The 16,786-nt window shown below is 57.0% G+C and carries 14 protein-coding genes; 4 read left to right on the top strand and 10 right to left on the bottom strand.

Annotated features, from left to right (window positions below):
- Positions 1-102: 102 nt before the first annotated feature.
- Entirely contained in the window at positions 103-663 is a 561-nt protein-coding gene (locus BIND_RS20390; protein WP_148210522.1) for a transposase, read from the bottom strand.
- Positions 664-790: 127 nt separating this feature from the next.
- Positions 791-1,525, bottom strand: coding sequence for an outer membrane protein (locus BIND_RS00550; RefSeq protein WP_012383125.1), 735 nt, complete (start codon positions 1,523-1,525; stop codon positions 791-793).
- A gap of 530 nt (positions 1,526-2,055) precedes the next feature.
- On the opposite strand from BIND_RS00550, the gene BIND_RS00545 reads away from it, so the two are divergent.
- The 3 genes from BIND_RS00545 (at position 2,056) to BIND_RS00535 (ending at position 6,528) form a co-directional block, all read left to right on the top strand.
- Positions 2,056-2,889 (top strand): FTR1 family iron permease, encoded by an 834-nt coding sequence (locus tag BIND_RS00545; protein ID WP_012383124.1) that lies wholly within the window; start codon positions 2,056-2,058, stop codon positions 2,887-2,889.
- A 417-nt stretch (positions 2,890-3,306) separates the two neighbouring features.
- Positions 3,307-4,761 (top strand): DEAD/DEAH box helicase, encoded by a 1,455-nt coding sequence (locus BIND_RS00540; RefSeq protein WP_012383123.1) that lies wholly within the window; start codon positions 3,307-3,309, stop codon positions 4,759-4,761.
- A 318-nt stretch (positions 4,762-5,079) separates the two neighbouring features.
- Positions 5,080-6,528, top strand: coding sequence for a sugar porter family MFS transporter (locus BIND_RS00535; protein ID WP_012383122.1), 1,449 nt, complete (start codon positions 5,080-5,082; stop codon positions 6,526-6,528).
- An 86-nt stretch (positions 6,529-6,614) separates the two neighbouring features.
- Here BIND_RS00535 and aroE read toward each other — a convergent pair whose 3' ends face one another.
- The 8 genes from aroE to BIND_RS00495 form a co-directional block, all read right to left on the bottom strand.
- Positions 6,615-7,469 carry a shikimate dehydrogenase gene (aroE, locus tag BIND_RS00530; RefSeq protein ID WP_012383121.1) on the bottom strand — a complete coding sequence of 285 codons (855 nt, stop codon included), beginning with the start codon at positions 7,467-7,469 and terminating at the stop codon, positions 6,615-6,617.
- 284 nt (positions 7,470-7,753) lie between these two features.
- Entirely contained in the window at positions 7,754-8,128 is a 375-nt protein-coding gene (locus BIND_RS00525) for a HesB/IscA family protein (RefSeq protein WP_012383120.1), read from the bottom strand.
- 202 nt (positions 8,129-8,330) lie between these two features.
- Positions 8,331-8,723, bottom strand: a complete 393-nt coding sequence (locus BIND_RS00520) for an iron-sulfur cluster assembly protein (protein WP_012383119.1) — start codon at positions 8,721-8,723, stop codon at positions 8,331-8,333.
- A 17-nt stretch (positions 8,724-8,740) separates the two neighbouring features.
- On the bottom strand, positions 8,741-9,985 hold the full coding sequence (locus BIND_RS00515; protein ID WP_012383118.1) for a cysteine desulfurase: 1,245 nt from the start codon (positions 9,983-9,985) through the stop codon (positions 8,741-8,743).
- A 169-nt stretch (positions 9,986-10,154) separates the two neighbouring features.
- A complete protein-coding gene (locus BIND_RS00510; protein ID WP_012383117.1) occupies positions 10,155-11,489 on the bottom strand; it encodes a SufB/SufD family protein in 1,335 nt (444 codons plus the stop codon).
- A 26-nt stretch (positions 11,490-11,515) separates the two neighbouring features.
- Positions 11,516-12,271, bottom strand: coding sequence for a Fe-S cluster assembly ATPase SufC (gene sufC, locus BIND_RS00505; RefSeq protein ID WP_012383116.1), 756 nt, complete (start codon positions 12,269-12,271; stop codon positions 11,516-11,518).
- 311 nt (positions 12,272-12,582) lie between these two features.
- Positions 12,583-14,103 (bottom strand): Fe-S cluster assembly protein SufB, encoded by a 1,521-nt coding sequence (gene sufB / locus BIND_RS00500; protein ID WP_012383115.1) that lies wholly within the window; start codon positions 14,101-14,103, stop codon positions 12,583-12,585.
- 103 nt (positions 14,104-14,206) lie between these two features.
- Positions 14,207-15,388 (bottom strand): cysteine desulfurase family protein, encoded by a 1,182-nt coding sequence (locus BIND_RS00495; RefSeq protein ID WP_012383114.1) that lies wholly within the window; start codon positions 15,386-15,388, stop codon positions 14,207-14,209.
- Between the two features lie 703 nt (positions 15,389-16,091).
- On the opposite strand from BIND_RS00495, the gene BIND_RS00490 reads away from it, so the two are divergent.
- The gene (locus tag BIND_RS00490) at positions 16,092-16,784 is read left to right on the top strand and encodes an alpha/beta hydrolase (protein ID WP_012383113.1); all 693 of its coding nucleotides are present in this window, start codon (positions 16,092-16,094) and stop codon (positions 16,782-16,784) included.
- Positions 16,785-16,786 lie beyond the last annotated feature (2 nt).

The following is a 16,786-nucleotide window of genomic DNA, read 5'->3' as shown; positions in this document are numbered from 1 at the left end:
AGGTATAGGCGCATCGGTCGGTAGCGTGTGGCGATGCGTCTCCAGTCCTTGAGCCTGGCGGGGAGGTTCTCAATTTTGTGGCGGGAGCGGTAGAGATCCTTGTCATAGGGTAGCGGCATCTTCTCGTTGAAGGAATGCAGGTAGGATACCTTTGGCCTCGAGAGCTTGCCCGAACCAGTTGCTATCGTAACCTCTGTCGCCGATGAGGGTCTTGGCCGATGGTAGCGTCTCGATCAGCAGCCCAGCGCCCTTGTGATCACTCATCTGGCCTTCGGTCAGCACCATGCGGCGCGGCCTGCCGGTTTCATCACAGACGACATGCAGCTTGGAGTTCAGGCCGCCTTTGGTGCGCTCGATAAGACCTGATCCGTCTGCTCGATGCCGACAAGATCGAACGGACGGTGCCGATCGACTTGCTGCGCTGGCCCGACCAGCGCAGCTTCTGGGTCGCCCTACACGAACGGCGATAACACGATCGAGTCCCATGCGGCGGGCGGACTGTCGCCAAGTCTCTTGGAAATCACGATAAGTCGTGGTTTCCAAGCAGTCCGGCGGAACGCCGCCCCACTGCCTCTCTTTCAGCCGAGAGGCAAGCGGTCCGTTCTCGCCCTCGCAGACGAGACTCCCCTTGTATTGAGGCAAGGCGCGCTTCAATGCGGGCAAGGGTAAAAAAGCGTCTTATCGGGGCTCCGTGATTCCCGATGCGAGAATAGCCAAATCACCAGAGCGAGAATGATCACAGAGTATTTTTATGATCTTGATACTGAATATCAGATATTTGCTGGAGTGATCAGTATTTAGCGACGATCGGGACGGTGGGCGGAGACGTATCGAACTTATAGCTGAAACCGGCCTGCACGCGATTATTCGTTTCGTGATGTATGCGTGGAACCGTGATAGTGCCAGGAAAATCGGAGATGTTCCCATAATCCGTATAGCGATAATCGACACGTACTGACCAATTGTCAGTCATGGCATATTCGACGCCGCCTCCGACTGTCCAACCGACTCGATCATTTGTAAGGGTCGCGGAACCGGGAACGAGCGAAGAACCGATATATCCATGTTTAATCGATGCGAAAGCCGCCCCGCCGGTTGCGTAGACGAGGACACGATCCCAAGCGGCCCCGATGCGGCCGCGAAGGGAACCATCGACTGGGATACGGGATGTCAATTGTGTTCGGAAGACGGGGTTGAAGACAGATCCAGAATAGCTCGATCCGTTCACGTCACCTTCAAAGCCCACGATGAATTGGCTGACTTGATAATTAAAGCCGATATGCGCGCCACCGACGACCCCGTTCGGTGAATGTCCTACTGAAAAAAGACCCGGAGCCGTGATAGAATCCCGTCCAAATTGATAACCAATCTGTCCCCCGAGATAAACGCCAGTCCAAGAAAAGGCCGGCGATGGCGGAAGATAGGGCACGGTGGGCGGCGCGGCACGATTCGGAAGATCCGCCGCAAGCGCGGCAACTGAACTCGCCATGATTACGATACTGGAATGAATGATTGTCCTCAACATATTCTTTCTCGAAATGGGCCAAAGTTTTTGAATAATTGATTGCCCCAATGTTGGAGGCGTGTGCGGGATTTCCTTTATGGGTGGCAATAAACTTGCGAAGTATAATCATAGTTTTTCGTTTTCAGAATAGCCGGCCAGGCTTATGGTTGCAATTACAAAGAGCCCTTTTTACCCGCCCTGGGACAGCGGGCTTCTTTTGGATAATTCTAAATAAATACCAATAGCTTGCTGGTTTGTCGCTGTTGCGATAGAACATGAAAGACATTCTGGCCGGCCGCTGGCTTCTTCTCCAGAGTGAGAGGTCTGGCACAAGAGCCGCATCAAGAGAGTTGCAGGTCGAAGATTTTTCTCCGGCATGCGGTTCCCAGAGCCTGACTTCCACCTCATTACATCGCTCAGGCCTCCCCTCCGCGGGCGATGTTTCTCGCAAATGACCCTGGGACGTTCCGAAGACGTGGAGCATGGGACGCCTCATTGAAACAGGTCCGATGTGTCCTTGCGGATCTGCTTCTTAAGCAAAGGAAGCCGAAATGATCGCTGCTCTCATCATTGTCTTGCGCGAAGTGATCGAGGCCGGCCTGATCATTGGAATCATCCTTGCAGCAACCCGGCAGATCCCTGGACGCATGGTTTATATTGTCGGCGGCATTGCGGGCGGTCTCATCGGCTCCGGTCTGCTCGCATTTTTCGCTGGCGCCCTTGCCGATATGCTCGAAGGCATGGGACAGGAAATTTTCAACGCTTCCATTCTGATCATCGCCGTCGCTATGTTGACCTGGCATAATGTCTGGATGGCCCGTCATGGGCGCGCCATGGGCGAAGAGATCCAGAAATTCGGCCATGCGGTGCGGGAAGGCTCGCAAACCCTGAGCGCGCTCGCCATCGTCATCGGCATTGCGGTCTTGCGGGAAGGCTCGGAGGTCGTTCTCTTTCTTTATGGCGTCTTGGCCTCGAAGGGCGCTTCCGGCCTGCAGGTCTTCCTTGGTGGTCTCGGCGGATTGGCGCTCGGCATCGCCCTCAGCCTGTTCACTTATTCCGGCCTCGTGATCATCCCGCTGAAACATCTGTTCCGCGTGACGAGCCTCCTGCTCGCCTTCATGGCGGCTGGCATGGCGGCACAGGCCGTCGCCTTCCTCGAACAGGCGGATCTCCTCACGGCTCTCACCAAAACCGCCTGGAACACATCCGCTTATCTGTCAGAAACAAGCCTCGGCGGCAAAGTCCTGCATGCCTTGCTCGGCTATACAGACCGGCCGAGCCAGATGCAGGTCCTCATCTATTTGCTGACTTTGGGCGTGACCTTCCTGTTCATGAAACTTCTGGCCCCGCCGCCGCGCACCGACCGTCGCCTCGTCACGCCTTGAAAAGACACATTCTAGGCAGATTCGTCCGCACCGTACCTTGTCAACAGGGCAAGCGTGGACAATATAAGGAAAATCGGATTGATCGGCCCTCGCGCGGCCTTGTTTATCAAGTCTTATTTTCCTATCCTTGGGACGACTTGAATTTTACCGCTACAAATCCTAAAGCAGGATTTGCAAGAGCTATGTATCTTTTCCGATAACAAATGCGCAAAACGAGACTCTTGAGAGTCGAGACCTCGTCAATTCACTGCGAATTCATGAGGTTTATGATGCCTTTTGCGTGGCTCTTGTGCATGGTTCTTGCTTGAGGATGACAAGCTTTTTGCCTTGCGACATTTCACGCATTTTGCCGCAAACGACTGGCTGTTTCATGCATCCCTGGGTGCGGTCCTCCCAAATCCCCTGTCTAGGATAAGAATGACCTTCAACGAACTCGGTCTCAGCGAGAAAGTGCTGCAAGCCGTGGCCGCGACCGGCTACACGTCTCCCACGCCGATTCAAGCCGAAGCCATACCGCATGCCCTGGCCGGACGCGATATATTGGGAATCGCTCAGACGGGCACGGGCAAGACCGCTGCCTTCACGCTGCCCATGCTGTCACGGCTCGAACAAGGCCGGGCGCGCGCGCGCATGCCGCGAACCCTTATCCTGGAGCCGACGCGGGAACTTGCCGCTCAGGTGGAAGAAAGTTTTGCGCGCTACGGCATCAATCATAAGCTCAATGTCGCGCTTCTCATCGGCGGCGTCTCGTTCGCCGAGCAAGAAAACAAGATCATGCGCGGCGCCGATGTGCTGATTGCAACGCCCGGACGCCTGCTCGATTTCTCCGAACGCGGAAAATTATTGCTGACCGGCATAGAGATTCTGGTCATCGACGAAGCCGACCGCATGCTCGACATGGGCTTCATTCCCGATATCGAGCGCATCTGCAAACTGGTTCCCTTCACGCGTCAGACCCTGTTCTTTTCCGCGACCATGCCGCCGGAAATCACCCGTCTGACCGAAACCTTCCTTCATAATCCGGTCCGCATTGAGGTCGCCCGCGCCTCCTCCACGGCGACGACGATTACCCAGGGTCTTGTCGCCTCGGCGCATGGTCCAGCCAAGCGCGAAACCTTGCGTCAATTGATCCGCGGCGCCGAAAATCTCAAAAACGCGATCATTTTCTGCAATCGCAAACGCGATGTCGCGGTCCTCCATAAATCTCTGCAGAAACATGGATTCAGCGCGGGCGCCCTGCATGGCGACATGGATCAGCGCGCTCGCATGACGTCGCTCGACGCCTTCAAGAGCGGCGATGTCAATCTGCTCGTCTGTTCGGATGTCGCCGCTCGCGGTCTCGATATTCCCGACGTCAGCCATGTCTTCAATTTCGACGTGCCGACCCATGCGGAAGATTATGTCCATCGCATCGGCCGCACGGGCCGCGCCGGCCGGAGCGGCGTCGCACTCTCGATCGTCACATCCGCCGATCGGAAATATGTCGATGAAATCGAGAAATTGATCGCCCGCAAGATCGATTGGCAGGGTGGCGCGACACTCGATGACGTTGCGGCGGAAGAATCCGTCGCGCATGCCACGGAGACCAGGCGCGGCCGTGGCGGCAAGATTGCGAAACGGCCAGCGCCGCAAGAAGAGGCACGCCCCAGCCAAGCGGCTGCACGCGGGCCGAAATCGCGCCGTCCTGTCGAGGAGGGGAGAAGCGACGGCAGGAAACCGTCCAATCCGCCACGGTCCCGGCGTTCCTATGAAGATGATGACGTGCCTGTCGTCGGTCTCGGCGATCACGTGCCCATGTTTCTCTTGCGTCCCGTGAAGCTCAAATCGAGCAAGAACACGGCGGAAAAAACCGATAGCACTGAAAACGTCTGAGTTTGATGATCCGCATCCGAAAACGGGCGTGCCGGCGCATCCGTGACACGTGCACGCTCACCCGCGACCGTCATTTGGAAACTGGTAAAGAAAACTCAAGATAAAAAGCCGCTATTTCCAAGATCTTCTGTGAAAAACAACACCGTACCGAGGATATGAATCCGCAAGAGATGCGCGATTCATGACCGTTTTCTGTGTCCTCATCCCCAACAACTTCCCGTGAATGCGAAGAAGCTTCGTTGCCCGAGGCGATCTTTCTTGCTTGAAATGTCGCGGAGGCCGGTTTTACCGAACGGGTAAATGATCGGGGAGACAAGCATGAACGAACGGGCCATGGTGGATTACGCGCAGGCGCATAGCCTTGCTGTTTCGGTCATCGAGACCTTGCCGCAAGACCGTCCGGGTGGTGTCGCTGAGGCTGAACGTTTCGTCATCATCGTCACGATCGTTGCCGCGCTCGGCGGCTTGTTGTTCGGTTATGATACCGGCATTGTTGCCTCGGCGTTGATCTATATCACCAAAACTTTTGATCTTTCGACCTTTGGTCAGGAATGTGTGGCCGCCGCGCTCAATGTCGGCGCAGTTTTCGGCGCTGCCTGTAGCGGGCCGATTTCCGATCGTTTCGGCCGCCGGCCCACCGTGCTTCTCGCCTCACTCGTCTTCATCATCGGCTCGGTGGGCAGTGCTTTCGCCCCCGATGTACCGGTTCTCCTCGTGGCGCGTCTGGCGCTTGGGGCAGCCATTGGCGCCGCCACGCAGATCGTTCCTGTTTACGTCGCCGAACTTGCCCCGGCCCATCGGCGCGGCGCTTTGGTCGTGATGTTCCAGCTCATCTTTTCGCTCGGCCTGCTTTCATCCTTCTTCGTCGGCTATCTGCTTTCCGGCGGGACAGAATCCTGGCGCATGATGTTCCTTCTTGGCGTTGTGCCGGCCATTCTGCTTGGCGTCGGCATGCTGTTCTTGCCGGAAAGCCCACGCTGGCTGTTCCTCAACAAGCGCGAGCGCCAGGCCGTTCTGACCCTTGATAAATTGCGGGGCGACCCGCTCGCCGTGCGCCAGGAATTGGATGAAATTCTGGAAGCCAGCCGGACGCCCAATGGCGGCTGGCGCACCTTGACCAAGAAATGGGTGCGTCCCGCATTGATCGCGGGCCTTGGCGTCGCGATCCTGTCGCAACTCTCCGGACCCAATGTCATCGTCTATTATGCGCCGATCATCCTGACCGATGCCGGATTCGGCGATCAGGCGGCGCTCTTGACCTCGGTGTCGGTCGGTGTGGCCTCGACGTTGACGACGATCATGGGCATGCTGTTGATCGATCGGATCGGACGGCGCCGGCTGATGCTCACGCTGCTGCCGATGGCGGTTCTCTCGCTTTTGCTGCTCGGCGCGGTTTTTCTCGGCGGTCCAATGACCGGTATCCGCGTGCCTTTGATGCTGCTCGGACTTCTGGGCTATATCGTCTTCAATTTTGGCAGTCTGTCGGTCGCCGTTTGGCTCATCGCCTCGGAAGTCTTTCCGCTCATCATTCGTGGCAAGGCCATGGGATTGGCCGCCGTATCTGTCTGGGCGAGCGATATTGTGATCTCGCTCAGCACCTTGTCGCTCGTCGAGGTTTTGGGGCCGACGGGCACGTTCTGGCTGTTTGCCGGGGTCAATGCCATCGCCGTCTGGTTCGTCTGGCGCTATGTACCAGAGACGGCGGGTCATTCGCTGGAACAGATAGAGACTTCGCTGAAGGAAGGCACCTTCCAGCCGCATTCGTGAAGTCGATGGATGATGCAAACGAAACGCAAAATCGGCCCCGTCAGCACATCGCTGCGGGGCCGATTTTTTATGAATAGGATCGTGTGTCAGGCGACGCCGAACAGGGTCGCCAGCGTCGCGTGCATGACAGAGGCTTCGACATCCTTGCCGGTCCAGAGCTTGATGCCGACACGGCCTTGATTAACCAGCATTCCGAGCCCGTCGAGCGTGACGGCACCTTGTTCCTCCGCCTTGCGCAGAAGATGTGTGCGCGGCGGATTGAAAATGACATCGGCGACGATCATTCCCTTGCGCAAGGAGCCCGTGTCAATGTCAGGCAGTGCCTCGGCGTCGCCAAGCCCGATGGACGTCGCATTGACCAGCACATCGGTTGTTTCAGGAACGCGATAGCCGCTGGTCCAGGGAATGAAATCCGCCTTGGCCTTGGTCTTCTCGCTGATCAATTTGGCAAGTGATTCGCCACGGCTCTGATCACGATTGACAATGCCAATATGCGTGGCACCGGCGAGCGCCAATTCCACGGCAATGGCCCGCGCCGCGCCACCAGCGCCGAGCAAGGTAATGCGTTTATCCTTGGGATCGGTCACGCTTTGCAGGGAGGTCAGAAAGCCCTGGCCATCAGTATTATGACCCGTCAGCTTGCCGTCGGCGATGACCACGCAATTGACAGCACCGATGATGGCAGCGGATTCGGCGAGCCCGTCCAAATGATCGATGACCGCCACCTTATGCGGCATGGAGCAATTGAAGCCGATCCATTCCATCGCCTTGGCGCCGCGAATGGCATCGGCAAGATTGTCTTTCTTGACATCGCAATTGATGTAACGGGCATTGATGCCATGATGACGATAAGCCGCCTCGACCATAGCCACGGTCGGATTATCATCCGAAGGCGTTGAAAAAGAGCCGGTCAAAAGGCTCAGGAAATGATGTTCGGACATATGCTTCCCCCCGCATCAAACCCCAAGCGAAGAACGCTTTTGGACTCAATTTGATGCATTTTCAAAAATCTGGACGTGATTTGGTGACGGACGATCTCAGGATCTTCCCCTCAAACGTCCCTGTCACCGATCCAAACTTTGAAGCAGACTCGCGCCAAAAGCGGAAGCATTAATTCTTAAATCAAGTGTGATTAAGTTTTAAGAAGGTCATGCTGATGCAATGCACAGTATCGCTCCTCAATCCGAATCCACGGGCGATGCTGTAAGGGGCCTCTCACCTGGCCTCAGGACCGGGCTGTTTCGGGCTGAGCGGGCGTGATCGAGACGGATTCCCCGCAGCCGCAGCTGCCAGTCTGGTTTGGATTGCGGAAGGTGAAGCTCGACCCTAATCGATCCGTGACGAAATCCACTTGCGTTCCAAGCAGAAACATCACGTCTTGCGGCGCGACGGCGAGGCGTACACCCTTGTCCTCGATGATTTCATCCAAGGGGCCAAGCTCGTCGATCAGATCGAGCGTATAGGACATGCCGGCGCAACCACCGTTCTTGATGCCGATTTTCAAAAGCTTATCGGCATTACCCGCCTGAGCCAAAAGCTCCCGGGTGCGGGCAGCAGCATTGTCCGTCAGGGATAGAATTGAAAAGGCGGAATTCGCCATGCCAAACTCCTCACACTAGGCGTAAAGCCTATATAGGAGGCGTTCGGCTTTTGTTGAGGGCTTGAAAGCCGAAGAAGGCTAAGCTGACTTCAGCTTTAGAGAAATAAAACCATGTCCGCAAAGGCTCACCAGCCTTCACGATCCTGAGGTTTTGAACTCAAAGGCTGAAAGCGTCCGGTGAACCTCGTCCACCGAACCTCAATCAGAACATATCGAGGGAAATGCGCGCCTCGTCGGACATGCGGCCTTGATCCCACGCCGGCTCGAAGACGATATTGACGATGACGCCGAGCGTGCCGGGCACCGTGCCGATCGCCGTCTCGATCGAGCGGGTGATTTCGCCAGCCACCGGACAACCAGGAGCGGTCAGCGTCATTTCGATCCGGATCAACCGGTTCTCGTCGATATCGACCTTGTAGATAAGGCCCAACTCATAGACGTCGCAGGGAATTTCCGGATCAAAGACGGTTTTGAAAGCCGCTACAATATCATTGGTGTAGCGGATCCGCTCGTTCTGGGAAATACCGGCATCAAAAATCCACGCAGGTTCGTTCGGCTGAACTTCCTGGACTTCGGCGGTTTGCGATTCGGACATGACGAATTCCTCATCTCTCAAGCAAAAAGGCCTTCGGCTCGGATCAACGCCTCGGCAAGTTTGTCGACTTCCTCGAACGTATTGTAAGCAGCGAAGGAAGCACGACAGGTCGAAGTCACGCCAAAGCGGGCAAGCAACGGCTGAGCACAATGCGTGCCGGCCCGCACGGCCACGCCCGAACGATCGATGATCGTCGCGACATCATGCGCATGGGCATTCTTCATTTCAAAGGAAATGATCGCTCCCTTGCCCTTGGCGCGTCCGAAAATTTTCAGCGAATTGATTTTGGACAGCCGTTCATGGGCATAATCGCTCAGCGCCATTTCATGCGCATGAATGCGATTGCGACCGAGCTTTTGCATATAATCAACAGCGGCACCGAGGCCGATGGCCTGGATGATCGGCGGTGTGCCGGCCTCGAAACGATGCGGAGGCTCGTTATAGGTCACGCGGTCACGCGTCACTTCATTGATCATTTCACCGCCGCCAAGGAAGGGCGGCAGTTTCTCAAGCCATTCCTTCTTGCCGTAAAGAGCGCCAATGCCGGTCGGCCCATAAAGCTTATGGCCGGTCACGACATAGAAATCCGCGTCGAGATCGCGAACATCGACCTCGAGATGCACGGCCCCTTGCGATCCATCGATCAGCACCGGAATGCCGCGATCATGAGCGATTTTGATGATTTCCTTCACCGGCGTGATCGTGCCGAGCATATTCGACATATGCGTCATGGCGACGATCTTGGTTTTCGGCGACAGAGCCTTTTCAAATTCCTCGATCAGGAAATTGCCGTCATCATCGACATCAACCCATTTCAGCACCGCACCCTTGCGCTCGCGCAGGAAATTCCAGGGCACGATATTGGCGTGGTGCTCCATGATCGAGAGCACGATTTCATCGCCTTCATTGATGAAGGCTTGCCCGAAGGAGGACGCGACAAGATTGATCGCTTCCGTCGCCGATTTCGTGAAAATGATCTCGTTGACACTTTCCGCATTCAGGAACGAGCGCACGCTTTCGCGGGCGACTTCGAAGGCATCCGTCGCGGCATTGGCGAGATAATGCAGACCGCGGTGCACATTGGCATATTCGTGGTAGGTTGCGTGCACCATACGGTCCACGACCTCCTTCGGCTTTTGCGCCGAGGCGGCATTGTCGAGATAGACCAGCGGCTTGCCGTAGACTTCCAGGGACAGAATCGGAAAATCCTGACGGATCAGATTCACATCCCATGGCGCTTGCGCAGCTATATGCTTGTTCATGCCCAACTCCATGCTTGGCGCCTGATGCCAAGTCTATCGCAGACGGTCTATCGCATTTTTCGTTCCGGCAAGATCACTTGGATCTTGCCAGCACTTTTGATGATTGCCTTATCCGAAACAGACTGTCTTTTTTATGGACAATCAATCTGTTCCGAAGCTTGAGATTTTCTCAGGCCGTGGTCCGTCCCGCGAGCCAGGTCGAGATTTCGCTCCGGAAGTTTTCAGCCGCTTTCTCGTCTTCGAGTTCGTCCACGAGCTCGGCCGCGAAGGCTTCAAGAAGCAAGGCCTCGGCTTCCTTATAGGGAAGACCACGCGCCTGCAGATAGAAGATCTGCTCTTCACTCAGGCCGCCGCAGGTCGCACCATGCGCGCAGGCGACATCGTCGGCGAAGATTTCAAGCTCCGGCTTGTTGTTCATCGCGACGCCATCGGTCAGCAGCAAGGCCTTGCTGAGCATCTTGCCGTCCGTATGCTGCGCCTCCGGGGCCACATGAATCTTGCCCTGGAACACGCCGACAGATTCCTCGTCGAGGATATATTTGAACAATTCGCGACCGACGCAAGACGGCGCAAGATGTTCAACGAACAAAGTGGTGTCGGCATATTCGCGCCCGCGCAACAGCGAGGCACCCCGCAGAGCAGCTTCCGCCTCTTCGCCATTGAAGCGCAAGAAGATCTGCCGCCGCGTCAGGCCCGCTCCAGAGACCAAGGCGAAACTGTCGAATTTCACCTTGGCGCCGAGGCTGACCATGAACGTGTCGATCCGGATGCTGTTCGCCAGACTGCCGGTCAATTGCGTCGTATGATTGACCTTGGCTTCATCGCCGACCGAGAAGATCAGACAGCCGTTGGTTTGACCGCTGCGGCCACCTTCGCCGAGGCTCGATTCCGCAATGGTCACGGAGGCTTTGGCACCGACAGCGACGAGCGAGCGCGAGAAACGCGCGACCGGCATCGCGGATGCCGTAGCATAGATCAGGTTCAAGGGCTCAGCGATCACCGCGCCAGGCGCGACTTCGACGACAATCCCGTCCTGCATCATGGCGGCATTCAAAGCGACAATCGCATCGCCCGCGCCCAATCCCTCGCCGGACAGCAGCGTGAGAAGCTCGGCCGGTCCCTTTGTCAGAACCGAGGCAAGGGAGTGAACGGTCACCCCGGCCGGGACAGTGTCGGAGAGTTCCGGCACGAAAGCACCGTCCACCAGCACCAGTTTGGTGCCGTGGAGAGTCAGCGCGCCAACATCCTTACGCAGGCCTTCAAGTGCGGCCGGCGTCGGGACGGGGGCAAGAGGCAGAGCCTCACGCATGATCGTGCGCAGGTCGGTATAATGCCAAGACTCGACGCGGCGATGCGGCAAGCCCGCTTCGACAAAAGCGGCGAAATTTTCTTCCCGCAACTTGGCGACATCCGCCGTTCCCGGCAGGGTCGCCTTGACGGCGCCGAAACTCTCGACGAGCGTGGTCTCGGCCGGCGTTCTCGAAGGAATGATCTGAGCGCTCATAATGGGTTTCCTTCCGGCAGGGATCCTTACGCGGCCTTTTCTTCACCGAGATATTCGGCATAGCCGCTTTTCTCGAGTTCAAGGGCGAGTTCCTTGCCACCCGTCCGCACGATCCGGCCGCCGGCCATGACATGGACGGTGTCGGGAACGATATAATCGAGCAGGCGCTGATAATGGGTGATAACGAGGAAGCCCCGGGTCGGCGAACGCAGCGCATTCACACCTTCCGACACGATGCGCAACGCGTCAATGTCAAGGCCGGAATCGGTCTCATCGAGAATGCCGAAGGAGGGTTCGAGCAGCGCCATCTGGAGAATGTCCATGCGCTTCTTTTCGCCACCCGAGAAGCCGACATTCAAGGCGCGCTTCATCATGTCGGATTTGATCCCGAGCTTGGAAGCCGCCGCATTCACGCGCTTCATCAGTTCGGGCGTGGAGAGTTCAGTCTCGCCACGATATTTACGCTGCGCGTTCAGAGCGGCCTTGAGGAAGGTCATGGTCGCAACGCCAGGAATTTCCAAAGGATATTGGAAGGCGAGGAAAAGACCTTTGGCCGCGCGCTCGTTCGGTTCGAAATCGAGCAGATTGACGCCATTCAGCAGAACCTCGCCGGATTCGACCGTATAACCGGGGCGGCCCGACATGACATAGGACAGGGTCGATTTACCCGTCCCGTTCGGACCCATGATAGCTGCGACTTCACCATCCTTCACAGTGATGCAGAAGTCGTTCAGGATTTTGCGGTCGCCGATAGAAACGTTGAGATTCTTGACTTCGAGCATGATGACCCTCGTTAAAAATTCGAATAAGGGAAACCCACGTGACACTGCCTCACGGCAGTATGCGGGCAGCCAAAAGCCATGCGCGCTAAGCCAAGCGCCAAAGCCTACGCGCTCTTGCCATCCATGGCCGGCGATTGATCGAGAAGCGAATATGACCGTTCGAGGCTAGTTCAGCCGCCACTCTCTTCGGCCCCATTCAACGAAGCAGAAGCCACGTCAAGAGCCGAGAGAGTGAGGAGCATTCGCTTGGACGAACCCATCAGGATAGAAATCGAGCGGGATCCGTCCAGGCATGACCTCGGCGGGTCGTCTTAGCCGACGCTGCCTTCAAGAGACACGGCGATCAGCTTTTGCGCCTCGACGGCAAACTCCATCGGGAGTTGTTGCAGAACGTCACGAACGAAGCCGTTGACGATCAGAGCCGTCGCCTCTTCGGCGGAGAGACCACGCTGCATGCAATAGAAGAGCTGGTCCTCGGAGATCTTCGAGGTGGTCGCCTCATGCTCGAATTGCGTGCTGGGATTACGCGATTCGAGATAAGGCACTGTATGCGCACCGCAGGAATTCCCGATCAGCAGCGAGTCGCAATTGGTGAAGTTGCGGGCTCCGGTCGCCTTGCGATGCGAAGAGATCTGACCCCGATAAGTATTTTGCGAATGACCCGCAGAAATACCCTTGGAAATGACCCGGCTCGTCGTGTTCTTGCCGAGATGGATCATTTTGGTGCCGGAATCGACCTGCTGATGGCCATTCGAAATGGCGATCGAATAGAATTCACCGCGCGAATTATCACCACGCAGCACGCAGGACGGATATTTCCAGGTCACAGCCGAGCCCGTCTCGACCTGCGTCCAGGAGATTTTCGAATTGGCGCCACGGCAATCGCCGCGCTTGGTCACGAAATTATAGATACCGCCCTTGCCATCGGCATCGCCCGGATACCAGTTCTGCACGGTCGAATATTTGATTTCGGCATCGTCCAACGCGATCAATTCGACGACCGCCGCATGGAGCTGGTTCTCATCGCGCTTGGGCGCCGTGCAACCCTCGAGATAAGACACATAGGAACCCTTGTCGGCAATGATCAGGGTCCGCTCGAATTGTCCCGTATTCTGCTCGTTGATACGAAAATAGGTCGACAATTCCATCGGGCAGCGCACACCTTCGGGAATATAGACGAAGGAGCCATCCGAGAACACGGCGCTGTTCAGCGTCGCATAGAAATTATCGGTCGTCGGCACGACGGAGCCGAGATATTTCTGCACCAGTTCGGGATGCGTATGCACCGCTTCCGAAATCGGGCAGAAAATGACACCGGCCTTGGCCAGTTCTTCGCGGAATGTAGTGACGACCGAGACCGAATCAAAGACCGCATCGACGGCGATCTTGCGCTCAGGCATCGGCACGACATTGCCTTCGTCGTCGATCATCTCATTCTCGCCCGCGACGACGCCGGCGAGAGCGGCTTGTTCCTTCAACGGAATGCCAAGCTTCTCGTAGACCTTGAGCAGTTCCGGATCGACCTCATCGAGGGATTTCGGACCCGCGGCGCTCTTCGGCGCGGAATAATAATAGAGATCCTGATAATCGACCTTGGCGAAATTGACGCGCGCCCATTCCGGTTCGCGCATGGTCAGCCAGCGACGGTAAGCCTCAAGGCGCCATTCGGTCAGCCACGCCGGCTCGTTCTTCTTCGCCGAAATGAAGCGAACGATATCCTCGTTCAAGCCCTTCGGAGCCTTGTCGGCCTCGATCTCGGAAAAGAATCCGTACTTATATTCGCTTACGTCGATCGACTTGACCTGATCGACGGTCTCTTTGGCCGCTGCCATGCTCTTCTCCTCACCTTCGCGGTTTCAAGGACCGCTGGTTCAGACCCTTCGATCGGGCCTGAACCCGATCAACCCGAGTGGTGACCGGACATTGCCCGATCGTCTACGCGGCAGATTTGACCTGCCTCGCCTTGATCGTGCGGAAAGCCTTTTCAAAGGCCTGCATGAACAAGGCACATTCTTCAAGATGACTGGTCCACCCCAGACTGAGCCTGATTGCCGCACCAGCCAGGGACGGATCGACCCGCATTGCCTCTAGCACATGCGATGCCTTGACCTTGCCGGAGGAACAGGCCGCGCCGGACGAAACCGCCACTCCCTCTACATCCAAAAACATAAGCAAGACCTGTGCCTCCATCCCCGGAACGGCGAAACAGAGCGTGTTGGGCAGACGCTCCACCTCGGTTCCAAAAAGGACGGCAGCCGGCGCGAGAGTGCGAAGAAAGCTCTCGAGCTGATCCCGCAGCTGCGCAAGCCGGACACTGTCCTGCACAAAAGTCTCGCGCATGTCCACAAGGGCGCCAGCAAGACCAGCAATGGAGATCACAGCCTGCGTCCCGGCGCGCTGGCGAAATTCCTGACCGCCGCCGCGCAACAAAGGCTCCCCGAGCAGCACATCCTCGCGCAGGCAAAGAGCCCCGATCCCAGCCGGGCCACCGAATTTATGTGCCGAAAAAATCAGCGCATCGGCAGGCAAGGCGTCGAAATCACATGCGATCTTGCCAGCGGCTTGCACGGCATCGCAGACGAAAAACGTATCAGACGAAGCCGCGCGCAGCAGGGCTTCCGCCTGCAGAACCGGCTGCACGACACCGGTCTCATTATTGGCTGCTTGCAGGGCCAGCATGATGCGCCGCCCCGCATAGCGCTCAAGGACCTTGGCGAGCGCGTCGAGATCAAGCCGCCCGTCCGGCGTCATGCCAATCGTTTCGACCGCGTCGGCAGAAAAGCGATGCCCAAAAAGCACGCTCGCATGTTCGCCGGCATTGACTAAAAGAACATCAAACGGTGCCGTGGGCCGGTTTGACCGTTCGAGACGTGGTGTCAGAATAGCGTTGAGCGCCTCGGTGGCGCCGGAGGTAAAGATCACCCGGCGCGGCAAAGTCTTGACGAAACGCGCCATTGCCTCGCGCGCACCCTCGATTAGAGCGCGCGCAGCGCGGCCTTCGGCATGGATCGAGGAGGCATTTCCGCATAGATCCATGGCCGCGATCATGGCGGCGCGCGCCGCCGGCCGCAAAGGCGTCGTCGCATTATGGTCGAGATAGACTCGCCGCGCCGTCAAACTGATAACCTTCTCCGCGTTCCGTCCATGAATTCGACCGGAGCCCTAGTATCCACCCTCATTTAACCGCGACTCATCGCGGTTCAATGAGGACAAGTGGATAAGTTTAAAACGTGACGTATCGAGAATCTATGATTCTCGATACTAGGGCCGTTCCAGCCCTGCCCCTATATAATATCGCGCCGCACAATTCTCCACGGGGAACTCACCCCATGAGATCGCCCTTTGAGCACGACGCACGCGCACCTTGGGCATCAGAAGGACCGCGCTGTTCGGCAAGCGGATCGGTCATAAGACGGGTTGAAATGGTCCGGCCAAGAATCCTATTCTAAAATGCTTGCAAAATGACCGTTGGCTTGTGTTAAAAGCCACTTCCTCGAGATGACGTGATCGAGATGCATAAGCAAGATCCATGGCCTGGCTCGGGGAAATAGTCGCGATCGCCGCCCTGCGTTTCGAATAGAGTTTCTCTTGATGAGACCAGTTTAAAGAAATTCTAGTCTTTCAAAACCTTGTACGTCAAGCTTGTCCCGGGAGCATGGGGACAGGATAGAATGTCCGAGGTCAGGGCATGAATAGGCGTAGGAGGAGAACGCGGGCCTGCGTCGAGAACAGTTGATGACCTTGCCCGCACAAGCTGGTTCCAACTCCGTGGAGCCTGCGGAGGCCTGGCGGCGCGCCGCAATCAGAATATGGAGCGATAATGCCTGAGGTTATATTTAACGGTCCAGCCGGCCGCCTGGAAGGTCGTTTTCATCCCTCGACCATCCGTGGCGCTCCGATCGCCATCGTGCTGCATCCGCATCCGCAATTTGGCGGCACGATGAACAATCAGATCGTCTATAATCTCTATTATGCCTTTGCCGAACGCGGTTTCTCGGTGCTCCGTTTCAATTTCCGCGGCGTTGGGCGCAGCCAGGGTGGTTTCGACCACGGTCAGGGTGAGCTGTCCGATGCGGCAGCCGCGCTCGATTGGGTGCAAAGCATCAATCCCGAGGCGCGCGCCTGCTGGATCGCCGGCATTTCCTTCGGCTCCTGGATTGGCATGCAGCTTTTGATGCGGCGTCCGGAGATCGAGGGGTTTATCTCGATCGCTCCGCCTGCCAATCGTTTCGATTTCTCTTTCCTGGCACCCTGCCCCTCCTCGGGCCTCTTCGTGCACGGGGATCAGGATCGCGTCGCGCCTTTGAAGGAAGTGATGGGCCTGATCGAGAAGCTGAAAACCCAGAAGGGCATTCTGATCGAGCATGAAGTGGTGGCCGGCGCCAACCATTTCTTCGAAAATTGCGTGGAGGATCTGGTCGAGAAAGTCGGCCTTTATCTCGACCGGAGGCTTGGCAATCCGCCGCGCCTCCCAACCCCCGCCCGCAGCGAGCCGGCCGAACGCTCATCGTGAGC

The organism is Beijerinckia indica subsp. indica ATCC 9039, assembly GCF_000019845.1.
GTDB classification, from domain to species: Bacteria; Pseudomonadota; Alphaproteobacteria; order Rhizobiales; family Beijerinckiaceae; genus Beijerinckia; species Beijerinckia indica.
This window is presented reverse-complemented; position numbering and strand designations above follow the sequence as displayed.

Excerpts from the sequence above, each read along its gene's own strand:
- BIND_RS00550 (WP_012383125.1), bottom strand. The coding sequence starts at position 1,525 with ATGTTGAGGACAATCATTCATTCCAGTATCGTAATCATGGCGAGTTCA.
- BIND_RS00545 (WP_012383124.1), top strand. The coding sequence starts at position 2,056 with ATGATCGCTGCTCTCATCATTGTCTTGCGCGAAGTGATCGAGGCCGGC.
- BIND_RS00540 (WP_012383123.1), top strand. The coding sequence starts at position 3,307 with ATGACCTTCAACGAACTCGGTCTCAGCGAGAAAGTGCTGCAAGCCGTG.
- BIND_RS00535 (WP_012383122.1), top strand. The coding sequence starts at position 5,080 with ATGAACGAACGGGCCATGGTGGATTACGCGCAGGCGCATAGCCTTGCT.
- aroE (WP_012383121.1), bottom strand. The coding sequence starts at position 7,469 with ATGTCCGAACATCATTTCCTGAGCCTTTTGACCGGCTCTTTTTCAACG.
- BIND_RS00525 (WP_012383120.1), bottom strand. The coding sequence starts at position 8,128 with ATGGCGAATTCCGCCTTTTCAATTCTATCCCTGACGGACAATGCTGCT.
- BIND_RS00520 (WP_012383119.1), bottom strand. The coding sequence starts at position 8,723 with ATGTCCGAATCGCAAACCGCCGAAGTCCAGGAAGTTCAGCCGAACGAA.
- BIND_RS00515 (WP_012383118.1), bottom strand. The coding sequence starts at position 9,985 with ATGAACAAGCATATAGCTGCGCAAGCGCCATGGGATGTGAATCTGATC.
- BIND_RS00510 (WP_012383117.1), bottom strand. The coding sequence starts at position 11,489 with ATGAGCGCTCAGATCATTCCTTCGAGAACGCCGGCCGAGACCACGCTC.
- sufC (WP_012383116.1), bottom strand. The coding sequence starts at position 12,271 with ATGCTCGAAGTCAAGAATCTCAACGTTTCTATCGGCGACCGCAAAATC.
- sufB (WP_012383115.1), bottom strand. The coding sequence starts at position 14,103 with ATGGCAGCGGCCAAAGAGACCGTCGATCAGGTCAAGTCGATCGACGTA.
- BIND_RS00490 (WP_012383113.1), top strand. The coding sequence starts at position 16,092 with ATGCCTGAGGTTATATTTAACGGTCCAGCCGGCCGCCTGGAAGGTCGT.